A 21273-nucleotide genomic window follows, 5' to 3' on the forward strand; every position below is an offset into this window, starting at 1 on the left:
TGAATGAACATGGCGAAAAAGCAAATGGGCCTATTAGTAATGGCCTATGGTACACCATATAAAGAAGAGGACCTTGAAAGGTACTATACCCATATTCGCAGAGGTCGCAAGCCATCAGATGAGATGCTTCAGGATTTACGGGATCGTTACGATGCAATCGGGGGTATTTCTCCTCTGGCTACCATCACAAAGGATCAAGCAGAAGCATTGAAGGATGCATTGAATGAAAAACAAGAGGAGATAGAATTCAAAGTTTACCTTGGGCTAAAACATATTGAGCCATTTGTAGAAGATGCAGTTGCTCAGATGGCAGAAGACGGTATGGAGGAAGCTGTTTCTATCGTCCTTGCTCCTCATTATTCCACTTATAGTGTGAAATCGTATAATGGACGGGCGAAAGAAGAAGCAGATAAACATGGGATATCCATAAGTTCGGTTGAAAGCTGGTATGATGCCCCAGGATTTATTGATTATTGGAAAGACGTCATTGAAGCGGAATATAACAAAATGGATGAAGAAGAAAAAGAAAAAGCTTGTCTCATTGTTTCTGCCCACAGTCTTCCAATGAAAATTTTAGAAGGTGGAGACCCTTATTCGGATCAGTTGAAGAAAACGGCTGAACTTATTTCTGACGCTACAGGGATCACACAATATGAAATCGGGTGGCAAAGTGAAGGCAATACGCCGGATCCTTGGATTGGTCCAGATGTCCAGGATTTAACGAGCGATCTTTACAATGAGAAGGGATACCGTAGCTTTGTTTATGCGCCTGTAGGGTTCGTATCTGATCACCTCGAAGTTCTTTACGATAACGACTATGAATGTAAAGTTGTATGCGACGAAGTAGGAGCAAACTACTACCGTCCAGAAATGCCGAACACCCATCCGAAATTCATCCATACACTCGCTGATGTCGTCATGGATAAAGTGAAAGAGTAGATGTACTATGACAGAGAAGAAAAAAGTCATTGTAGTAGGTGGAGGCATAACAGGATTGACATCAGCTTATTACCTGCAAAAGGAAGCACGCGAAAAAGATTTGGACATCCATGTTCAATTGCTGGAGTCCAGTGAACGTTTAGGTGGGAAGATCAGCACGATTCAAAGGGACGGATTCACAATTGAACGAGGGCCTGATTCTTTTCTCGCACGTAAGGAAAGTGCCGGACGTTTAGCGGGAGAAGTAGGTCTCAGTGAAGAGCTTGTCCCAAATGGGACCGGGCAGTCTTATATTTTAGTTAAGGGAAAACTGCATAAGATGCCGAGTGGTTCTTTTATGGGGATTCCGACTAGGATTCGTCCTTTTCTTTTTTCAGGATTGTTCACTCCTGCGGGAAAAGCAAGGGCCGCTCTGGATCTAGTAAAATCAAAAAAAACAGTAGAAGGCGATCAGTCCTTAGGATTGTTCTTCCGGAGGCGTCTTGGCAATCAAGTAGTCGAGAACTTGATTGAACCTCTGTTGTCGGGTATTTATGCTGGAGATATCGACCGGTTAAGCCTACAGTCAACATTTCCGAATTTTTACGATCTTGAACAGGAGTATGGCAGTCTGATCAAGGGGTTACGGAAGACCTATCCTATGAAAAAAACAAAAAAAGGGGACAAGAAACCGAGCATGTTCCGGACATTGCGGAATGGTCTTGGTTCTCTAGTTGAAGCGATTGAAGACAAGCTGGAGCCTGGTTCTGTCCATACAGGTATTCAGGTGGATCATATTGAGAAAAAAGATGATGCTTATCACTTATTATTGAGTGACGGCACGGTCAAAGAAGCAGATGCGATCATATTAGCCACGCCTCATTTTGCTGTACAACGGATGCTTTCTCAATACGACTTCCTTGATCCGTTCAAGGAGACAAATGCTACTTCTGTCGCTAACGTCGCGATGGCGTTTGATGCTTCTGCTATTAAACAGGATATTGATGGCACTGGCTTTGTTGTTTCTCGCAACAGCGATTTTCGTATTACGGCTTGTACATGGACACATAAAAAGTGGCCTCATTCCACCCCACAAGGAAAAGTGTTGCTTCGTTGCTATGTCGGTAAGCCTTCCGATCAGGAAGTAGTGGGAAAAACCGATGAAGAAATTCAAGAGATTGTTTTGAACGATTTAAACAAAACGATGAACATTACAGCAAAACCTGATTTTGCAGTTGTGACCCGCTGGTATGATGCGATGCCACAATATAAAGTTGGACATAAAGAACAATTGAGTGAGATTACAAATAGGATGGAAGCTGAATTGCCAGGTGTTTATCCCGCAGGAGGCTCCTTTAGAGGGATCGGGTTGCCTGATTGTATCGATCAGGGAGAAGCAGCTGTACGAAAGGTAATCGAATATCTTAGCTGATAAAGAGGGAGCACTCGAAATGAAGGGGTGCTTCCTTTTATTTGTTCCTTCTATATTTACAATAAAGGCAAAGCTTGTTCACTACTGGTTTAACTCATTTAGTCATGACTTGGATAAAATCTTTAATGAATGCATCTCTATTAAAATCGATGATGATTTTATGCATTGGATAACCTTTAATATATTGAGGAACTGGGCGGAAGTCTGCATAGGTAAGCCCCATTGATAGACCAGTATCTGTAATACTGACTTGGCGTTCCACCACTGTAAAATCCTCGGGGTTTACTAAGTAAGAAAAAAGAGTTACATCATGAAGCGGGGCACCATTGATTCCCGGAAGCATCGATTCGTAACTGATTACTATAGTAATTCATGATCGGGAGAATAATGCTGGAGTAAGGCGTGTCATTTTGTTCAGCGATTTCTTGGATGGTATCTAGAGGAATGTTGGCACGGTTACTAATGTTCAAAGGGGCAAATGTAATAGCCTCTCCATGAGAAGCGACGATTTTGGCTGCCTGAGGATCCCCATAAATATTGGCTTCGGCAACAGGAGTACTGTTGCCAGGGACAAAGAAGGCACCCCCCATCACAATTACTCTACCAGCTTTTTGTATATTGCTATGTGATTGAATATAGGTGAGGGCCAGGGATGTTAGGCGAGAGAGGTTGATGATGGTTAATTCTTTTCCATATGTATCAATCAACTGATAAACCTTCTGAAAAGGATAAACTTGGTCTGGCTTTTTGATAAGGGGAATGATTTCACCCAGGCCATGAGCCCCGTGAATATTGTAAAAGAATTCGGGAGGGGCTCCAGTAAGCGGCTTTTTAGCACCAAAAATCAAGGGGATATCTTGTCTGCCAGCCAATTGTAAAAGGTAAGCTGTATTCTTTAAGGCAACTTCTTGGCTTACGTTTCCATATTCCGTAACGATTCCTACGATTTCTATCTTTGGTTGAAGTAGAGCATACATGATGGCGAACGCATCATCCACTCCCGGATCGGCAATAATCAGTACTTTTTCCACTGTGCCAACTCCCTTATTTTTCCTTTTCTTCATTTTATTTTTGAAAATATAAATTTATGAATTATTTAACCCCTATCCTCTTATGAATTCACGAAATTTTCCACAAGATATGAAAGGGCTTGCAAGAAAGGTGGATGATTAGTATGATTGATTTGGAAACGTTTTCAAAAAGCATCAAGGGGGAGTAAGGATGGCTACGATTGAAGATGTAGCGAAACTGGCTGGTTTATCGAGGACAACGGTCTCCCGGGTCATCAATAATCAACCTTACGTGACAGATGAGAAGCGACAACGGATCATTCAAGCCATGAACGACTTAGGGTATGTCCCCAATTCTTCTGCTCGTCGTCTTCGCAGTCAACGTACGGAAACGATTGCTGTTCTTTTGCCACGATTGACTAATCCATTTTTCGGGAACTTGATTGAGGCTATTGAAGAAAAAGCATCGGAATGGGGATATCAAGTGATTGTTTGCCAGACCCATGATTCCAAGAAAAAAGAAATGGATTATCTTCAACTATTAAAGACAAAGCAAGTCGATGGTATGATTATGGCATCACTGGTTAATGAATGGAAAGATGTCGAACCCAATTTAGAATCAGGACCGATTGTTTTCTGTAATGAATATATGGACGAGTCTTGTATACCAATGATTCATATGGATCACAAACAAGCAGCTTATGAAGCTACCAGCCATTTACTTAACGAGGGGTGTCGCCAGATCGCTTATGTAAGTGGTGGCCCAGAAAGTCATTTATCAAGAAAAAGAAAAGAAGGGTTCATAGAAGCTATCGAGCAGCATGGGTTATCCTTTCAGGAAGAATTAGCAATCGACTGGGCGATGGATGTGAATGATGGCCAAAAAGTATTCCGATTGTTAAAAAACGAGCTTCCCCATGTAGATGGTGTGTTCACGGGATCTGATGAAGTTGCTGCAGGATTGATATATGAAGCTTCTTCCTCGGATTGGAATATCCCGGAAGATTTAGCGGTCGTCGGATTTGATAACCAGATGCTCTCATTATTAATGGTTCCGTCCGTTACGACAATTGAACAACCTGTAAAGCAGATGGCAGATAAAACAGTTGATGTATTAATACAACAGTTGCTCCATCCCGGTGCTCTTGCACCAAAGCGGTATATTTATCCTCATCAATTACTCATAAGAAACTCAACAAAACGAAAAAAAATGTCCATCCAGTAGAATAACCTACCGGATGGATATTTTTATGATTTCTTGGCATTCCGTGATTCAAAAGGGCAGATTAATTAACAGCCTGGGAAAAGCAATATATACATAGAGAGGGAAACTATACATATGAGTGGGTTCTATTTTTAGAGCAAAAAAAAGCAGCTTATTACAGCTGCTCCAAATCGAATGTTCATTCTTATGTTTTTTGTGGAATACTAGAATTAGCGGGCAGGATGATCACATTCGTCACAAATGTTACCGTAGCAATCTGCTTTTTCCTTGATGACATTTCCACAGTTGGAGCAGTGTTTTTTCGGAAGGTTACGGAAGAACTCAAGAACATTCATCATCTTTATCGCCTCCAAATATTTTTAATGTAAATTCATTGTATTATAACAATATTCAGAAATCAATAATCTGTTATAAAACAATGTAAAAATAGGCAAAAAGTTTTAAGGAGGGAATGGTAATGAAGGTTACTGTTATTGGTTATTGGGGGGCTTACCCAGCAGCAGGGAGCGCCACATCAGGCTATTTATTCGAGGAAGATGGTTTTGTCTTGTTGGTGGACTGCGGCAGTGGTGTGTTGTCGCGTCTACAACAGTTTAAGAAAGTGACTGACCTTGATGCTGTTGTTTTATCGCATTATCATCACGACCATATTGCGGACATCGGACCTTTACAGTATGCATACCTGGTACAGAATACACTTGAAGAAACAAATGAAAAACTCCCGATCTATGGACACAAAGAAGATAAGGAGAAGTTTGATTCATTGACACACCAATATACAGAAGGTGTGGTTTATGATCCTAACCAGACACTGGAAGTGGGACCGTTCTCCATAGAATTTCTGAAAACCAGCCACCCTGTACCCTGTTATGGTATGCGCATATCAGATGGTAATGACACGGCGGTGTATACATCGGACACTAGTTACTTCGAAGGGTGGACAGATTTTGCCCGTGGAGCAGACCTTTTGATAACCGATACGAATTTTTATAAAGGTATGGACGGAAAGAAAGCTGGACATATGACAAGTATAGAAGCGGCAACAATTGCATCGGAAGCCAATGTGGAAACATTGTGGCTTAGTCATCTGCCGCATTTCGGCCAGTTGACAAAATTACGACAAGAGGCGGAAGATACCTTTCACGGAACTATACAGCTGGCTGAGGAAGGTTTGACATGGAGTAAATAAATTGTCTCAGGGTGTCGAAACGATTACAATAGTACATGGAGATCAGGACTAGAAAGGATGTTAAAAATGCTTTTTATCGATCATGAGGGTATCAATGATCCCCGGATCAATTTAGCTATTGAAGAATATGCATTGAAAAACCTTGATATCAACGACACCTACTTGCTGTTCTATATCAATGAACCATCCATTATTATTGGTAAGAACCAGAATACTGTGGAAGAAATCAATACGAATTATGTAGAGGAAAACGGTATCCACGTAGTACGCCGGCTTTCTGGTGGGGGAGCTGTATATCATGATCTTGGTAATTTGAACTTTAGCTTCATTACGAAAGATGATGGAGACAGCTTCCACGATTTTGCTAAATTCACAGAACCCGTCACAGAAGCACTGAAAACATTAGGGGTCAATGCGGAGTTGTCTGGACGTAATGACATCGTGGCTGAAGATGGTCGTAAAATTTCAGGAAACGCTCAGTTTTCTACTAAAGGCCGGATGTTCAGTCATGGTACATTGATGTTTGACTCAGAAATCGAAAACGTCGTTTCAGCACTGAACGTTAAGACAGAGAAAATCAAGTCCAAAGGAATTAAGTCGATTCGCAGCCGTGTAGCGAATATTTCTGACTTCCTTGATGAAAAGATTTCTATGGAAGAGTTTAAAAATATGATTCTCCGCTATATTTTCGATGTGGAAGATGTAAAAGATGTGCCTCAATATAAACTCACCAAGGAAGACTGGGATAACATTCACAAATTAGCGGATGAGCGGTACAAAAACTGGGATTGGAATTATGGGAAATCTCCGAAATTCAACATTCAGCAGACGAAGCGAGTAGAAGGTGCCGGGAGTTACGATATCCGTTTAGATGTTATAAAAGGATATATTCAAAACGCGAAAATTTTCGGCGATTTCTTTGGCGTCGGGGATATTAATGAAATCGAAGAAATCCTAATTGGAACAAAATATGAGCGTCAGGCGATCTCTGAAGCGATTGGGGATACAGACGTGTCTCATTATCTGGGTAAAATCAGTAAAGAAGACTTTCTTGATATGATTTATTAAAGAATGATCCGATCCTGTGCGGCAGGGTCGGATCATTCTTTTATGACATAATCACTTAAAGTTTGCTAAATAATTTTCAGTATTTTATAATTAAATAGAAAATTACAATAATGAATGATCATTCATTCATAGTTGAGGGGGAACACACATGAATTTAAGCGAACAGCTGGCGCTTACGGCCCAAAGTCACCCTGACAAAGATGCCTACATATTTCAAGGCGATCGGGTGAGTTACAGGGAGTTTGATGCGTCAGTTACCAAATTCGCTTCTAGGTTGTCAGAACTAGGGTATGGCAAAGGGGATCATATTGCGCTTGTCAGTGGGAATAGCCCTTTGTTCATGATTGGCTTATACGGAGCTTTACGTGCAGGTACCACCGTGATTCCGATTAACCCAACGTACACATCTGATGAAATGACTTACATTTTGAAAAACGGGGACGTAAAAGCCGTGATGACGATGGATGTATTGGTAGAGAAATTTGAGCAAATGGATGCCTCACTAGAAGTGAATCATTATTTTGTTGCTGACACAGGTATTGGTGTGGAGCTTGACTCACCTTCGGTATCAGCAAAAATGAAATCGTTTACAACAATGGTGACCGAAGGAAGTATACAGTTTGATGCGCCAGATTTGGATGAAGAAGAGGTCGGTGTCATTTTATACACTTCCGGGACTACTGGTAAGCCTAAAGGTGCCATGCTCACTCACAAAAATCTGTACTCTAACGCTATTGATGTTGCAGAATACTTGGAGGTATCTTCAGACGACCGTGTGATTGCTACTTTACCGATGTTCCATGTTTTCTGTTTGACCGTTTGTTTAAATGCACCAGTCATGAACGCTGGAACGGTTCTCATTGTGCCTAAATTCTCTCCTCAAGAAGTTTTTGCAATAGCAGATGAGCATAAAGCGACCGTTTTTGCAGGTGTGCCAACGATGTATAATTATCTTCTACAGACAGGGAAGGACCAAGCTCAGACGTTCCGTCATATGCGCTTATGTATTTCAGGGGGGTCATCTCTTCCTGTAGCCCTACTCGAATCATTTGAAAAGCAGTTCGATGTTCGTGTTTCTGAAGGCTACGGACTATCCGAAGCTTCCCCTGTAACGGCGTTTAATCCACTCGATCGTCCAAGGAAAGCGGGTTCAATCGGACAGAATATCAAAAATGTGGAAAACAAAGTTGTGGACGAGTTGGGAGAGGAAGTGCCGGTAGGAGAAGTAGGTGAATTGATCGTACGTGGTCCAAACGTTATGAAAGGGTATTACAAACTCCCAGAAGAAACCGCTGTTACAATTCGTGATGGTTGGCTCTATACAGGTGATATGGCTAAAGTGGACGAGGAAGGATATTTTTATATCGTCGATCGGAAAAAGGATATGATCCTTGTTGGAGGCTATAATGTGTATCCCCGGGAAGTGGAAGAAGTGTTGTACAAACATGAAGATGTTACAGAAGTAGCTGTAGTAGGTTCACCAGATCCCGAGCTTGGAGAAACGGTGACGAGCTTCATTGTCACAACAAACCCTTCCCTAAATGAAACAGATTTGATTGACTATTGTCGTAACCATCTGGCTAAATACAAACTACCGTCCCATATTAAGTTCATGTCCGAATTACCGAAAAACACAACAGGAAAGATACTGCGAAAGAACTTACGAGAACAATTAACTAAATCATAATATCGAAAAGGCGTTCCGTTTTATACACGGGGCGCCTTTTTCACCTTGGGGGAACATGATGACGTGGGCATTCGTATCATAGAAGTTCATCCGTTGCGGATTATCTTTTTGATGGATGGAATGGTTTCTGCAACAGCGCATGTAAACTTCTTATGAAGAAAAAAGGATAGAAGACACACGAGGGCTTAATGGATCTCTACAAAAGCGATTGAAGATAGAGGATGCAGAACTCCATGAAGAAATAGATGAGAATATTAGTCTGCCGTGAACCGTATCCAAAGTAGATGTCGTATGTCATTTACTAGAAAATTCGCACGTCTTTGCGGTTCTCCGCAACTTTTTTTCGGTGAAGGTTGGCCGGAGATATATTACAATAAAGACAGATAAGCGGTGATGCTTATTTATCTCATACTATTTATGATTTGGTTGTCATAAATAGGTCAGTAATTTCATTTACTGATGAGTGTCACGGAAAAGCTCTTTCCTCTCAAAAGAACTTTTCCAACAGTTTATTCCCTCACTCAAAAGTTTAACCAGTCGTCTCTTTTGGCCCATGCTCATTTGGAGCATGGGTATTTTTTTTGTGTTATTTTACAATAAAGGACTAGAAGGCAATCTTAAGGATGACTATGTCTCTTTGCATATGTTGCCTAAGTATGGGAAACTTTTTTAGATGTAATAATAATATCTATGACAGCGTCAGAGGAGAATGTGTATGAGTCGATTGGAAAATCAAGTGGTTCTTGTGACTGGAGCGAACCGTGGTCAAGGGCGAGCAATTGCAGAATATTTATTGTCTATAGGAGCGATTGTGGTTTTTGGAGCTCGTCATCAAAGCCATGCTCAAGATGTGGTAAGTAACCTTGATTCTTCACGTGCACTCGCCGTTCAGTTAGATGTCACAAAAGAAGAGGAATGGAAATCAGCGGTAGATCTAGTTGTAGAAAGGTTCGGGCGTATAGATGTTCTTGTGAATAATGCAGGGATTCTGAAGAGAAAGCCCTTTGTGGAAATGACCTTGGACGAATATCAGCAGTTAATTGATGTCAATCAGCTCGGGGTGTTCTTGGGCATGCAAGCTGTTATCCCTCATATGTCCAAGCAGAAAAAGGGATCGATCGTTAATAACCTATCGATTTCATCTTTTGCTCCAATCAGTCATTCTTCTGCTTATGCAGCCACAAAGGCTTCCGTTGTCGCTATGTCGAAATCGGCAGCTATTGAACTAGGACCTGAGGGGATTCGTGTCAATATGATTCATCCCGGAGGTGTGGAGACGGAGATGGCGACAAAAGGGGAAGCGGTTCCTTCCTTTTATGACTCCATTCCGCTTGGTCGCATTGGTCAGCCAGCTGAAATTGCCAAAGCGGTCGCCTTTCTTGCTTCCGAAGATAGTTCTTATTGTACTGGTACAGAGATTGTTGTAGATGGTGGAATGACATTAGGAACGGCTGATCAATAATAGGGTTTTTTAGAAAATCGAGCGCAATGGTGCTCGATTTTTTGTTTGTATAAGGTTGAATTTTTGGTGCAACCTTTTTTATTATAACTGCTTATTCGTTTATTTTGGCTTTTTGTAAGTAATCATGAATTCTTCATTTGTTAGGTAAAACTCACGATCGGGGCGTCTTTCCAGCAGGTGAAGACGCTCCAATTTGAAGTAATTGATACGTTTGTAAGGATCATTATCAATAATAGGGAGTTCTTGAGTTTGTTTCATATACTGATCGACAGCGCGTTGGACAAGATCAAGATCTATCGCCAACCCTTTATCCTGCTCCTCGAACAATTCATAAGTTTCACGAGACATGTAGAAGGTATGAGTAGGGATGGCTTTTAAATAGGGAGCTAAAAGTTCATAGTCGAGGGTTAAATCTTCTTTGATCAAGACGCTGAGGGGTACTTCTTTTGGTTTGTCATCCGCATAAGCATGGACCGCTTTACGGATATCATGAATCGATAAATCTTTTTTCTCGAGGGGGGACTGATTGTTTGAATTCTTTTTTTTACGGTTCCACACATTCATTCCTCCTATAAAATAAATGATTGTTATGATTTCCAGGTAACTTCAATCCTGTTCGATATAAAGGCTGGGGATCCTGCACTATTACAGGGACAGACGTGTTTCAGGAAATGAAAAAAGCGTTATTTTAGCACTGTCTAATCATTGGTTACATCTCTTAACATCAATGGACGCTTAATTCCTCAGGAAAAGTTGCGGTACTTTTAGTATAGCAAAATTAACGAAATAGAACATTTTTTATTAATGTTTAGACTTTTCAAGAATCTTTTGGTAAATTAAAGAAGATAAGCGGTAAATTCGACCTGATCCAAAGAAACTACCGCTACTTGAATGGAAAGGATGTTGATGTGTGTGACATATGTTCCGAGTAAGGAATATGAAATTAATCCTCAAACGATGGCATTGCTCGCAAAACAAGGGGAAGGGGGACAAATTTACACAGAAGTGATTGAACGTGGCGAACACTTAGAAGTTCCAAGGTGTCCAAGTGAAGTGATTGATAATTCATGCCGTTATTTTGCAAGTAGTTTAGAGGGCCGCATTGCTGGAACAAAACAATTGACGAGCTACACCCATAAGCCTCCAATTGTCATATCAGAAGCGATGGGCATTTATTTCTTCCCAATCATTTCCCCGAAACGCAAAGACTGCTCCTGGATCGCCCACAAATATATCCGTTCCTACAAAGGTGAACCCAACAAAACGACCACTGTAAATTTTGTCAATGGTATGTCTGTCAACCTCCCCGTTTCTGACGGCATGTTTGCAAATCAAGTGCAGCGTACGGCGCATTTGCGGGTTATCCTTGAAGATCGTTACCAACCGGCGTCTGTGTCTTCTGATAATCGTGCGGAGTGGATTGCTGAGACCTTTTCATGAGCTCAAACAAGATGTTTTCGACTTTCTTTCTGATGGCGGGATTGAAATAATTCCGCTTTTCTTCATAGCCGTGAGCCAAGAATAAGAATGATGTGAACGAATCGTTTCTTCCCGACTCCACTACCTGTAATTTCCATTGATCCATTTGCTTTCTCAGCTTTTTCCTTTCATTGCGCGCTTCAAGCTCCATCTTTCCCAGAAGCTCCATGTACGGTTCTTTAATCTTGAATTTCCCCTGTTCCATATGTTTCCTGTCTTGCCTGATGACGGTGATCGCCATAGATAAAAACAAATAGCGGGAAGCGAGATCCAATTCTTTTTGTTTTAAATACCTCATATCATTCCCCTCCAAAACGCGAACAAATGTTCTTGTTCTATTATACCACGGAATGATTCGAATTATGCAAGAGGTTTTACGGAAAGGTGGAAAATGGAAAAGGGGAGAAATCTGGATATGACTATTCCCTGGTAGGCATTTGACTAGCTTTTCGGTAGAATAAAGGAAAAAGATACACTGAATATTAGTGTACATAAGGAGACGCACCATGGAGTCAGTGATGGGAAAAATCGAGCAATGGCGTCGGTTAGCAGAAAACGATGAGTTATTTGAATATGCAATCAGGCAATTAGAGGAACTAGAACGGTTCGGGCCACTTCCGGGAATTCTCTTACCTTTAATCGAGGCATTTTTGCCAATTTTACCGCTAGTGGCGTTTGTGATGGCAAACGCGGTTGTATATGGACTGTTCAAAGGTTTTCTTTATTCTTGGATCGGAGCAGTGATTGGAGCGCTTGGTGTTTTCTTTGTCATTCGCAAATTAGGGAACAAACGCTTTTTCAAAAAGATAACCAAGCAAAAGCAAGTGAAAAAAGTGATGCGGTGGGTAGAGGAACACGGTTTCGGCCCGCTCTTTCTACTCATGTGCTTTCCGTTTTCCCCTTCTGCTATCATCAATATTGTAGCAGGGTTATCAAATGTAAGCCGCCAGCAATTCATACTTGCTGTTTTACTAGGGAAGTCGGTCATGATTTTCACCATTGCTTATGTTGGTTCAAGTATCGCTTCCTTCGCACAAAACCCTGTTAAGTCAGTCGTTGTAGGGATTTGTATTCTCCTTTTTTGGGTTCTTGGAAAGTATATGGAGACATGGATTCAGAAAAAGGCGGAGCGCAAAGTCTATAGTGAGGATTAGCTCACCTTCAGGAAGGGTAGAATGTTGATAGAATAACCTCTGGAGGAGCTAACCATGAAAAAATATCGTAGGGTAATTCGCACGGTACTGCTCGCTTTAATATTGGCTTTCGTCTTTCGTTCCTATCTGTTTGCCAGTTACATTGTCGATGGAGAATCAATGCAACCGACACTGGATGACGGAAACCTGCTGATGGTCAATAAAGCTGTTTATGATTGGCAGGAGATCGACAGACAGGAGGTCATCGTTTTTCATGCGAATGAAGAAGAAGATTATGTGAAACGCGTCATTGGAATCAGCGGGGATGAGGTTTTTGTGAAAAATGATCAACTATATATTAATGGGAAACTTGTTGATGAGAGATATTTAGATCCATTGCGTCCTGAGGATGGACACCCTTTTACGGAAGATTTTACTTTAGAGGAATTGACGGGCCATAAGAGAGTTCCAGAAGGTCACTTGTTTGTCATGGGGGACAATCGCCGTGATAGTTTGGACAGCCGTTATTTCGGTTTTGTGCCGATTGAATCGGTCGTAGGGAAGGTCGATGTTCGCTACTGGCCTGTTAATCAATTAGGAGTTCAGTTCTAATTTGAAGCCGTCCACCCCAGGGCGGTTTTTTTGTGTGGAAAATTAAGAATGTGGAGAGTCCGCCTCTATATGATAAAAAGGTAACGGAGGCTTGAGTACATAGGGGCTATAGAATAGCCTGTGTTTATTAATAGCTAGTACAGGTGGTTGTTTTTGAACGTTGAAGTTTCCGTTTGCAGAATTATTTTTTAGAGGGAACGTTTCAAAAAGCAAAGGGGAATCTTTGAGTATGTGGAATCCATCGCCGTTCGGCGCGACCAGAAAGTGTCCTTCCATCATAAATGGAACAAAAATGATAAAATATAAACAGAATGAGAGTGAAGGGAGCGGACGAAATGGGTATGCGTTTTTTGCTCGGACGTTCAGGAGCTGGAAAGAGTACACGCTGCTTGGATGAAATCGAGAAAAAGTTAAAAGATGACCCAAGAGGGGCAACAGTTATTTATATCGTTCCTGACCAAATGACGTTTCAGCAGGAATACGGACTTCTGAAACGGGACGGGGTCGAAGGATCGATCCGCGCACAAGTATTCAGTTTTTCAAGGCTTGCGTGGCGTGTTCTTCAGGAAACAGGCGGAGGGACGAGGAAGTTCATCACATCGACTGGGGTACAGATGATGTTGCGCAAAATCGTCGAAGAGCGTACATCCGATTGGCGGGTTTTCCAAAAAGCGATTGAAAAGCAAGGTTTTATTGAACAACTGGAAGGGATGATTACGGAATTTAAGCGATACCGGATTACTCCCAACGACTTGCACTCTCAAATCGATGCCCTCGACCAGTTTGTGCATTCGACGAATCAGGAGCAAGGACTGCGTGATAAGTTGGATGATTTAGTATACATTTACGATCGTCTTGTCGACTCACTAAAGGATCAATATATAGACAGTGAGGATCAATTGCAGCTGCTCGCAAGCAAAATTCCTGAAGCTGCCTTTCTAGAAGGGGCGGAAGTATATATTGATGGATTTCATAGTTTCACTCCGCAGGAATATGGAGTCATAGAAGCCCTGTTGAAAAAAGTGAAGACAGTGAATGTTACCCTGACAGCCGAGCAGCCAGAGCATGACGAAAATCCGGAGCTTGACTTATTTCACGAAACGAAACAAACCTATTTGGATTTGAAAAATGTAGTGGAAGAAGCGGGGGTCAAGGTAGATGATGTAGAAATCCTTGACCATAAAGAGGGAAGGATGAAACACCAACCTGCTTTTCAACATTTAGAACAATGCTATGATGTGCGGCCAGCGGAAGCGTTCGAAGGTGAAGCGCCAATACAGATTGCGGAAGCCGTCCACCCTCGCGCAGAAGTAGAAGGAGTAGCACAGGAAATTCTCCGCCTCGTTCGGGATGAAGGCTATCGTTATAAAGATATTGCTATTTTAATGAGAGAACCGGAAGTCTACCATAGTTTGGTTGAAACGCTTTTTGATGACTATGATATCCCGGTTTTTATCGATGAAAAAAGGACGATGCTTAACCACCCGATGATCGAGCTCGTTCGTTCCGGGCTAGATGTTATAGAAGGTAACTTTCGTTATGATGCGGTTTTCCGATTGTTGAAAACCGGTTTCATTCCAGCTACGGACCGTAATGATCCGTTAACAGAAGACGCCATTGATGAGCTTGAGAATTATGTATTGGAATACGGAATCAGAGCACGGAGTCAATGGTTCTCTGATGAGCCATGGGTTTACCAACGTTTCCGTGGGTTCGAGAATTCCTCACAAACAGATGAAGAAAAAGCGAAGCAACAACGGATCAATGCCTATAGGGAACAGGTACGTGATGCATTGCAATCCTTTGACGAAGAGCTTCGTGCTGCAGAAACAATCGAGGAACAGGCGAGAGCGATTTACTTATGGCTGGAAGGTTTGAAAGTTCCAGGACAACTGGAGACGTGGCGGGATTATTATGATGAAAAAGGTGAAATAGAACGTGGTCGTGAGCAAGCCCAAGTTTGGGATGAATTCTTACAATTACTAGATGAAATGGTTGAAATGGCCGGTGACGAAAAAATGTCGCTACAAGTGTTCCGCCACACACTAGACAGTGGAATCGAATCATTAACGTTCGCTCACGTTCCACCAAGCATGGATCATGTTATTGTCGGAAGTGTTGACAGGTCGCGCATGACAGGAATCAAAGCCGCATTTCTACTCGGGGTGACAGACGGCATGTGGCCGATGAAACCTCCGAGTGACGGAATGATTTCAGAGCAAGAACGATCGCTGCTAGCGGAGCATGGTTTGCAGTTAGCAGATGGAAGTAATCGTCAGCTTTTAGATGATCGTTTTTATGTATATTTAGCATTGACGATGGCTTCAGATAAACTGTGGATCAGCTATCCCTTAAGCAATGAAGAAGGGAAATCAAAAGTACCAGCGAATTTGATTCCACGTATAGAAGAATTGTTTCCAGTATGCAAAGAGCATGTGATGTTACATGATCCCGATGACTTGCATGATGCCACCCGCTTTATCACCAATCCTCAAAAGACGAGGTCGGCACTCACCTCCCAGTTTGCCCGGTATTTGAAAGGGTATGTCATGCAGCCGGTTTGGTGGGAAGTATTGAACTGGTACATCGAACATGAGCAGCCTAATGGTCTCACGAATCGTATTCTGCAGAGTCTCTTTTACAAAAACAAACCAGTATCCTTGTCTAAGGAAACGACAGGTCAGTTGTTCGACCCAACGGTAAAGACAAGTGTCTCGCGTCTGGAGACCTACCACCGTTGTTCGTATCAATATTTCGCACAACACAGCCTTGGGTTGGAAGAACGTCGGACATATAAATTGGACGCCCCTGACATCGGTCAGTTGTTTCATGAGGCTCTCAAGCAAATTACGGAGTGGATTCAGGTGGAAGGTCGTGATTTTTCTCAATTAGATCGTAGAGAAACAAACCTGTATGCGGAGAAGGCGACAAATGAATTAGCACCAGTTCTCCAAAATCAAATTTTGAAAAGCTCGAACCGTTATCAATATATTCAAAAGAAGTTACAGCAAGTCATTGCGCGGGCGACCTTTGTACTTAGTGAACAGGCAAGAAATAGTAACTTTTCCCCGGTCGGACTCGAGCTCGGTTTCGGGACAGGAGGCGATGCCAAACTGCCGCCGCTTTCCCTCGATTTGCCTAATGGTTATGAACTTATGTTGAGAGGGCGAATAGACCGCGTCGACAAGGCACTGTCTGAAGAAGATTTATATTTACGGATTATTGACTACAAATCGAGCAGTAAAGGATTGAGCCTTGTAGATGTCTTTTATGGATTATCTTTACAAATGCTTGCTTATTTAGATGTTGTGCTGACAAATGCTGAACATTGGCTTGGACAAAGTGCCTCCCCAGCAGGGGTGCTTTATTTCCATGTGCACAACCCGATGATCACAGGCAAACAGTTGTTGAAAGATGAGCAAATTGAAGAGGAGATCTTCAAGAAGTTCAAAATGCAAGGACTTCTCCTTGAGAATGAACGTGTCGTTCAAATGATGGATACAGGGTTGGACAAAGGATATAGTCAAATAGTTCCTGCCGCATTGAAAGCGAAAGGTGGCTTTTATAAGAGTTCGAAGACAGCGGATGCGGAGCGTTTTGAACAGTTGAAACAGTATATACGAAGTTTGATGACAGAGGCTGGGACAAAGATTACCGATGGTCAGGTCGATCTTGATCCTTTTCAGAAAAAGCAGCAGGTGGCCTGTGAATTCTGTTCTTATCGTCCTGTATGTCAATTCGATCCAACGCTGGAAGATCATAATTATCGCAAGTTACAGGAAATGAAAGATGAAGATGTATTAGAGAGATTGATAAAGAGAGAGGGGGATGGGAAATGGTGAGTTGGACGGAAGAACAGGAGCGAGCCATTTATTCGCATGGTTCGAATATCCTTGTCGCCGCAGCAGCTGGGTCTGGTAAGACGGCGGTACTTGTGGAAAGAATCATTCAAAAATTGTTGCATAAAGAAAAGCCTGTTGATATTGATTCATTGCTTGTCGTTACTTTTACGAATGCAGCAGCACAAGAGATGCGTAACCGGGTAGGTCAAGCGCTTGCGAAAGCTCTGGAAGAGAATCCAGGCTCCCACCATTTGAAAAAACAGCTTTCCTTGTTGCAAAATGCTTCAATCTCAACATTGCATTCCTTTTGTATGGAAGTCGTGCGCCGTTATGCATATTTACTTGATCTTGACCCAGGGTTTCGTATTGCTGACACAGTGGAGTCCGATTTAATTCAGCAGGAAGTGCTAGAGGACCTCTTTGAAGATTGGTATGGAAAAGAAGGAGAAGAACAACAACGCTTCTTCGATGTAGTAGAGCGCTTTTCTAGTGACCGTAGTGATTTGGATGTGGAGAAGCTGGTGCTCGATCTATATACATTTGCGACCCAAAACCCGTGGCCGGATGCCTGGTTGGACCAAATGGTGGAAATGTACAATGTCGAACATGTGGAAAGCGAAGCGGATTTGCCGTGGCTCGACCTTTTGAAGCAAGAAGTGAAGAGTCAGTTGAAAGCGATGGAAGTAGAAGTACACCAAGTACTTGAACTGACTCGTGAACCAGATGGTCCATATGCTTATGGAGAAACGGCAGATGCGGATTTGGAGTTGGTTCAGCAAGCGAAAGGAGCTATAGCTCACTCCTGGACAGAAATGCAATCATTCATTGCCGATCAAAAATTTGCGACTTTATCTCGTAAGAAAATGGATTGTGATGCAGATAAAAAGGAACAAGCGAAAAAAATCCGTGATCGATATAAGAAGCGCTGGAATGAACTGAGAGATGAGTGGTTTTCCCGCTCGCTCGATAGTTATTTAAAGGATATGCAGGATTTGTACCCCGTCATGGAGCAGCTTGCGGTTATCGTGAGGGATTTCAAAGAGCGTTATGAACAGTTGAAGAAAGAAAAAGCGATTGTCGACTTTTCCGATTTAGAACACTATTGTTTGCATATCTTACTTCATGACCAGGCAACACCAGCAGAACTTATTCCTTCGGCTGTCGCAGAAAGTTTCCAGAAGCAATTCTCTGAAGTGCTCATCGATGAGTATCAGGACACCAATCTTGTACAAGAGACATTATTGAGGTTGTTAACGGAAGGGAAAGAGGCCGGACATTTGTTCATGGTGGGAGATGTAAAACAGAGTATTTATCGTTTCCGTCATGCGGAACCATCTTTATTTTTGAATAAATATAAGTTATATGGGACGGAGGAAAACGGTGGAGAGCGCATCGACTTGGCTCGTAATTTCCGCAGTCGGAAACAGGTGCTCGATGCAACGAATTATATCTTCCGTCAAGTGTTAGATGAAGAAGTGGGAGAAATGGAGTATGAAAAAGATGCAGAACTCATTTACAGCAACAAGATTTATGATGAGCTTACAGCCGATGATGCAGATGCTGAACTGTTCTTGATTGACAGAGAAGCACAAGAAAATGATACGGAAGAAGAGGAAGGCTATAAAGATTTAGAAAAAGCTCAACTCGAAGCACGCGCCTATGGAAAGATGATCCGTAAATGGCTTGGTTATGAAGGTGGGGAGCCCTTACAAGTGGTCGGTAAAGAAACGGGAACGAAGCGGTCTCTTCAGTATCGCGATATCGTCATTTTGATGAGGTCGATGACATGGGCACCAACAATTGTGGATGAACTGAAGCAACAGGGCATTCCGATTTACGCCGAGCTTTCCACTGGGTATTTTGAAGCGATTGAAATAAAAGTGATGCTCAGTCTGCTCAAAGTCATTGATAATCCGATGCAGGATATCCCACTTGCTTCCGTATTGAAATCACCGATTGTCGGGCTTGATGAAGATGAACTGGCACAGATTCGTCTTGCAAAAAAACGGGCAACCTATTACAAAGCAATGCAATCGTACGTTGTTAAAGATGAACTTGGAGATAAAGTGGATGCCTTTCTAGAGTTATTGAAAAGCTTCCGCGAACGGGCACGACAAGGAGCTCTGTCAGAGTTGATCTGGGATATTTTCCGTGAAACCGGCTATTATGATTTTGTCGGTGGTATGCCGGGAGGGCGTCAGCGTCAGGCCAATTTAAGAGCTTTATACGACCGGGCCAGGTCCTATGAATCAACATCTTTCCGCGGGTTGTTCCGTTTCCTCCGCTTCATCGAGCGTATTGAAGAGCGTGGGGATGACCTCGGAGCAGCACGGGCACTAGGAGAACAGGAAGATGTGGTGCGGATTATGACGATCCATAAGAGTAAAGGGCTTGAGTTCCCTATGGTCATCCTCGGGGCCATGGATAAGCAATTTAACATGATGGATTTAAAGAATCGGTATTTGTTGCACAAAGACTATGGTTTCGGTTCCCGATACATTAATCCGGAAAAGAGGCTGATGTACCCGACCCTAGCCTATCATGCACTCAAAGAGGCGAAGAGGCGAGAGCTCCTCGCAGAAGAAATGCGTGTTCTTTATGTCGCGCTGACGAGGGCGAAAGAAAAACTGGTGATGGTTGGCAATGTTGCTTCTTTTGAGAAGAAACAGCAGAAGTGGCAGGACTTTGCCGGGACTAGAGATTGGGTGCTCCCCCCGCATGACCGGTTAGAAGCGAAGTCCTACTTAGATTGGGTCGGCCCAGCTTTGATCCGCCATCAGCATACCGAGAATCTTAGAGGAGATATAGAAGTGATGACTGCGGAGGAGATTCATTATGATGAATCACAGTGGCGTGTCCAGATTGCCCATGGTAGTGAGTTCTCTGTTTTAGATGAAGTAAAAGAGAAGCGCGATGAAGAGTTGCAGACAGCCATTCAAGAATGGAAGCCAATCGAAAAGGAAGCAAATGTCTCTGATTCATATGTGAAGCGGCTGGACTTTGTTTATCCCCACCAAAAAGCTGCCTACACGAGGGCGAAGCAGACGGTTACAGAAATCAAGCGTCAACGGGAAACAAAGGATGAATATTCCAGTGATCAACTGTTGATTCCTTATCGTGCACCGATTGTGAAACGACCACGATTTATGCAAGGAGAAAAACAATTGACAGCAGCTGAACGGGGGACAGCTATGCATACGGTCATGCAACATCTTCCTTTGACAAAAGAATGGTCAGCACTAGAAGTCGAAGAGTATGTTGAGCATCTTGTCCTTAAGGAAATTCTCCGTCGTGAAGAAGCGGATGTGATTGATTTTGAAGCCATTGCCAACTTTTTCAAAACAGAAATTGGCCAGTACGTGCGGGAAGTAGAAGGAATCGAAAGAGAAGTTCCCTTCAGTCTCACCCTTCCTGCTGATCAAGTGTATGCTGATTGGGAAACTGCAACAGATGAGCAGGTTTTCATTCAAGGTGTCATTGATGTGATGATTCCTTACGAAGACGGATGGATGATCCTTGATTACAAGTCCGATGTCCTCCCTGAAGAATTAGAGGGTACTAAGGTGAAAATGGCTGATCGTTATCGCACCCAGCTCAGTCTTTATGAAACGGCACTTGAAAAAATATGGAAACAGCCGGTCCGGAAGAGTTGTTTGTATTTCTTTGACGGATCATTCGCGGTGGAGGTAGATACCCATCGAGGAGACATGTGATTTGTGTCATCGTTCACCGGTGAAGACGACGGAACATCACTTGATTCCGAAGCAATTCGGAGGAGTGAATGGACCGACAGCCTTGTTGTGTAACGCATGTCACCGGCAGATTCATGCTCTTTTCAGGAACGAAGAATTAGCAGCGTTTTATCATTCCATTGACCGTCTGCAGGAACATCCGGATATGGAAAAGTATTTACGGTGGGTCAAAAAGCAGGATCCAGAAAAGAAAATTACGACACGGAAGTCGAACCGACGGAAGAGAAAATGATAAGATGTTAGGAAAAGCATTTTTTTGACGCTAAAACGCGAGAAATCAGATTTGGAAATCTTGATCTCTCGCGTTTTTTATTTTCATTCTCATATGGAAAGCTCGACAGTAATCTTCGGGTCGTGCTCAAGGCCTATCCCAGCCTCATCGTTGGATGTTATTTAGTTGGAACGATACAAAGCGGAAAGACCTCTTATTATAAGGATGGAATAAATTTCAAAATGGCTCTTCC

18 protein-coding genes are annotated in these 21273 nt (G+C 42.6%); 13 read left to right on the top strand and 5 right to left on the bottom strand.

Annotated features, from left to right (window positions below; translation table 11 throughout):
• Positions 1–9: 9 nt before the first annotated feature.
• Together hemH and hemY are read left to right on the top strand one after the other, a co-directional pair.
• Positions 10–939 carry a ferrochelatase gene (hemH, locus tag BMZ58_RS06655; RefSeq protein WP_075035774.1) on the top strand — a complete coding sequence of 310 codons (930 nt, stop codon included), beginning with the start codon at positions 10–12 and terminating at the stop codon, positions 937–939.
• A gap of 7 nt (positions 940–946) precedes the next feature.
• Positions 947–2350 (top strand): protoporphyrinogen oxidase, encoded by a 1404-nt coding sequence (gene hemY / locus BMZ58_RS06660; RefSeq protein ID WP_075035775.1) that lies wholly within the window; start codon positions 947–949, stop codon positions 2348–2350.
• A 94-nt stretch (positions 2351–2444) separates the two neighbouring features.
• Here the strand turns inward: hemY and BMZ58_RS21020 are convergent, their stop codons facing one another.
• On the bottom strand, positions 2445–2612 hold the full coding sequence (locus BMZ58_RS21020) for a hypothetical protein (RefSeq protein ID WP_167360039.1): 168 nt from the start codon (positions 2610–2612) through the stop codon (positions 2445–2447).
• A 46-nt stretch (positions 2613–2658) separates the two neighbouring features.
• Positions 2659–3381 (bottom strand): nucleoside hydrolase, encoded by a 723-nt coding sequence (locus BMZ58_RS06665; protein ID WP_167360040.1) that lies wholly within the window; start codon positions 3379–3381, stop codon positions 2659–2661.
• Between the two features lie 190 nt (positions 3382–3571).
• Here BMZ58_RS06665 and BMZ58_RS06670 point away from each other — a divergent pair, with 190 nt between their 5' ends.
• A complete protein-coding gene (locus BMZ58_RS06670) occupies positions 3572–4585 on the top strand; it encodes a LacI family DNA-binding transcriptional regulator (RefSeq protein ID WP_075035776.1) in 1014 nt (337 codons plus the stop codon).
• Positions 4586–4794: 209 nt separating this feature from the next.
• Here the strand turns inward: BMZ58_RS06670 and yhfH are convergent, their stop codons facing one another.
• Positions 4795–4923 (bottom strand): protein YhfH, encoded by a 129-nt coding sequence (gene yhfH / locus BMZ58_RS06675; RefSeq protein ID WP_075035777.1) that lies wholly within the window; start codon positions 4921–4923, stop codon positions 4795–4797.
• 119 nt (positions 4924–5042) lie between these two features.
• Between yhfH and BMZ58_RS06680 the strand changes: the two genes are divergently transcribed.
• From BMZ58_RS06680 to BMZ58_RS06695, 4 genes are all read left to right on the top strand, one after another.
• Complete coding sequence (locus tag BMZ58_RS06680) at positions 5043–5774, top strand: MBL fold metallo-hydrolase (RefSeq protein ID WP_075035778.1); 732 nt, start codon at positions 5043–5045, stop codon at positions 5772–5774.
• 66 nt (positions 5775–5840) lie between these two features.
• Positions 5841–6842 (top strand): lipoate--protein ligase, encoded by a 1002-nt coding sequence (lplA, locus tag BMZ58_RS06685; protein WP_075035779.1) that lies wholly within the window; start codon positions 5841–5843, stop codon positions 6840–6842.
• Between the two features lie 148 nt (positions 6843–6990).
• On the top strand, positions 6991–8529 hold the full coding sequence (locus BMZ58_RS06690) for a fatty acid--CoA ligase family protein (protein WP_075035780.1): 1539 nt from the start codon (positions 6991–6993) through the stop codon (positions 8527–8529).
• 715 nt (positions 8530–9244) lie between these two features.
• Positions 9245–9991, top strand: coding sequence for an SDR family NAD(P)-dependent oxidoreductase (locus BMZ58_RS06695; RefSeq protein WP_075035781.1), 747 nt, complete (start codon positions 9245–9247; stop codon positions 9989–9991).
• Positions 9992–10090: 99 nt separating this feature from the next.
• On the opposite strand, the gene BMZ58_RS06700 is transcribed toward BMZ58_RS06695, so the two are convergent.
• Positions 10091–10549: a DUF3939 domain-containing protein gene (locus BMZ58_RS06700; protein WP_075035782.1), complete on the bottom strand. Its 459-nt coding sequence runs from the start codon at positions 10547–10549 to the stop codon at positions 10091–10093.
• Between the two features lie 354 nt (positions 10550–10903).
• Between BMZ58_RS06700 and BMZ58_RS06705 the strand changes: the two genes are divergently transcribed.
• Positions 10904–11431, top strand: a complete 528-nt coding sequence (locus tag BMZ58_RS06705; protein WP_083412586.1) for a competence protein ComK — start codon at positions 10904–10906, stop codon at positions 11429–11431.
• Here the strand turns inward: BMZ58_RS06705 and BMZ58_RS06710 are convergent.
• A complete protein-coding gene (locus BMZ58_RS06710) occupies positions 11352–11768 on the bottom strand; it encodes a YhjD family protein (RefSeq protein WP_075035784.1) in 417 nt (138 codons plus the stop codon). The two genes, BMZ58_RS06705 and BMZ58_RS06710, sit on opposite strands and share 80 nt — an antisense overlap.
• A gap of 208 nt (positions 11769–11976) precedes the next feature.
• Here BMZ58_RS06710 and BMZ58_RS06715 point away from each other — a divergent pair, with 208 nt between their 5' ends.
• The 5 genes from BMZ58_RS06715 (at position 11977) to BMZ58_RS06735 (ending at position 21041) form a co-directional block, all read left to right on the top strand.
• The gene (locus BMZ58_RS06715; RefSeq protein WP_075035785.1) at positions 11977–12624 is read left to right on the top strand and encodes a TVP38/TMEM64 family protein; all 648 of its coding nucleotides are present in this window, start codon (positions 11977–11979) and stop codon (positions 12622–12624) included.
• Positions 12625–12678: 54 nt separating this feature from the next.
• Complete coding sequence (gene lepB, locus BMZ58_RS06720; protein ID WP_075035786.1) at positions 12679–13215, top strand: signal peptidase I; 537 nt, start codon at positions 12679–12681, stop codon at positions 13213–13215.
• A 335-nt stretch (positions 13216–13550) separates the two neighbouring features.
• Positions 13551–17057 carry a helicase-exonuclease AddAB subunit AddB gene (gene addB, locus BMZ58_RS06725; RefSeq protein ID WP_075035787.1) on the top strand — a complete coding sequence of 1169 codons (3507 nt, stop codon included), beginning with the start codon at positions 13551–13553 and terminating at the stop codon, positions 17055–17057.
• Positions 17051–20770, top strand: coding sequence for a helicase-exonuclease AddAB subunit AddA (addA, locus tag BMZ58_RS06730; protein WP_075035788.1), 3720 nt, complete (start codon positions 17051–17053; stop codon positions 20768–20770). Before addB ends, addA begins: the two co-directional genes overlap by 7 nt.
• The gene (locus tag BMZ58_RS06735; RefSeq protein WP_075035789.1) at positions 20754–21041 is read left to right on the top strand and encodes an HNH endonuclease; all 288 of its coding nucleotides are present in this window, start codon (positions 20754–20756) and stop codon (positions 21039–21041) included. The genes addA and BMZ58_RS06735 overlap by 17 nt, the downstream gene beginning before the upstream one ends.
• Positions 21042–21273: the final 232 nt, after the last annotated feature.

The organism is Halobacillus dabanensis (assembly GCF_900114165.1).
Lineage (GTDB): Bacteria > Bacillota > Bacilli > Bacillales > Halobacillaceae > Halobacillus > Halobacillus dabanensis.

Bases quoted from the DNA above. Each gene is read 5' to 3' on its own strand.
- hemH (WP_075035774.1), top strand. From the start codon at position 10: ATGGCGAAAAAGCAAATGGGCCTATTAGTAATGGCCTATGGTACACCA.
- BMZ58_RS06710 (WP_075035784.1), bottom strand. From the start codon at position 11,768: ATGAGGTATTTAAAACAAAAAGAATTGGATCTCGCTTCCCGCTATTTG.
- hemY (WP_075035775.1), top strand. From the start codon at position 947: ATGACAGAGAAGAAAAAAGTCATTGTAGTAGGTGGAGGCATAACAGGA.
- addA (WP_075035788.1), top strand. From the start codon at position 17,051: ATGGTGAGTTGGACGGAAGAACAGGAGCGAGCCATTTATTCGCATGGT.
- lepB (WP_075035786.1), top strand. From the start codon at position 12,679: ATGAAAAAATATCGTAGGGTAATTCGCACGGTACTGCTCGCTTTAATA.
- BMZ58_RS06695 (WP_075035781.1), top strand. From the start codon at position 9,245: ATGAGTCGATTGGAAAATCAAGTGGTTCTTGTGACTGGAGCGAACCGT.
- yhfH (WP_075035777.1), bottom strand. From the start codon at position 4,923: ATGATGAATGTTCTTGAGTTCTTCCGTAACCTTCCGAAAAAACACTGC.
- BMZ58_RS06690 (WP_075035780.1), top strand. From the start codon at position 6,991: ATGAATTTAAGCGAACAGCTGGCGCTTACGGCCCAAAGTCACCCTGAC.
- BMZ58_RS06715 (WP_075035785.1), top strand. From the start codon at position 11,977: ATGGAGTCAGTGATGGGAAAAATCGAGCAATGGCGTCGGTTAGCAGAA.
- addB (WP_075035787.1), top strand. From the start codon at position 13,551: ATGGGTATGCGTTTTTTGCTCGGACGTTCAGGAGCTGGAAAGAGTACA.
- BMZ58_RS06670 (WP_075035776.1), top strand. From the start codon at position 3,572: ATGGCTACGATTGAAGATGTAGCGAAACTGGCTGGTTTATCGAGGACA.
- BMZ58_RS06680 (WP_075035778.1), top strand. From the start codon at position 5,043: ATGAAGGTTACTGTTATTGGTTATTGGGGGGCTTACCCAGCAGCAGGG.
- lplA (WP_075035779.1), top strand. From the start codon at position 5,841: ATGCTTTTTATCGATCATGAGGGTATCAATGATCCCCGGATCAATTTA.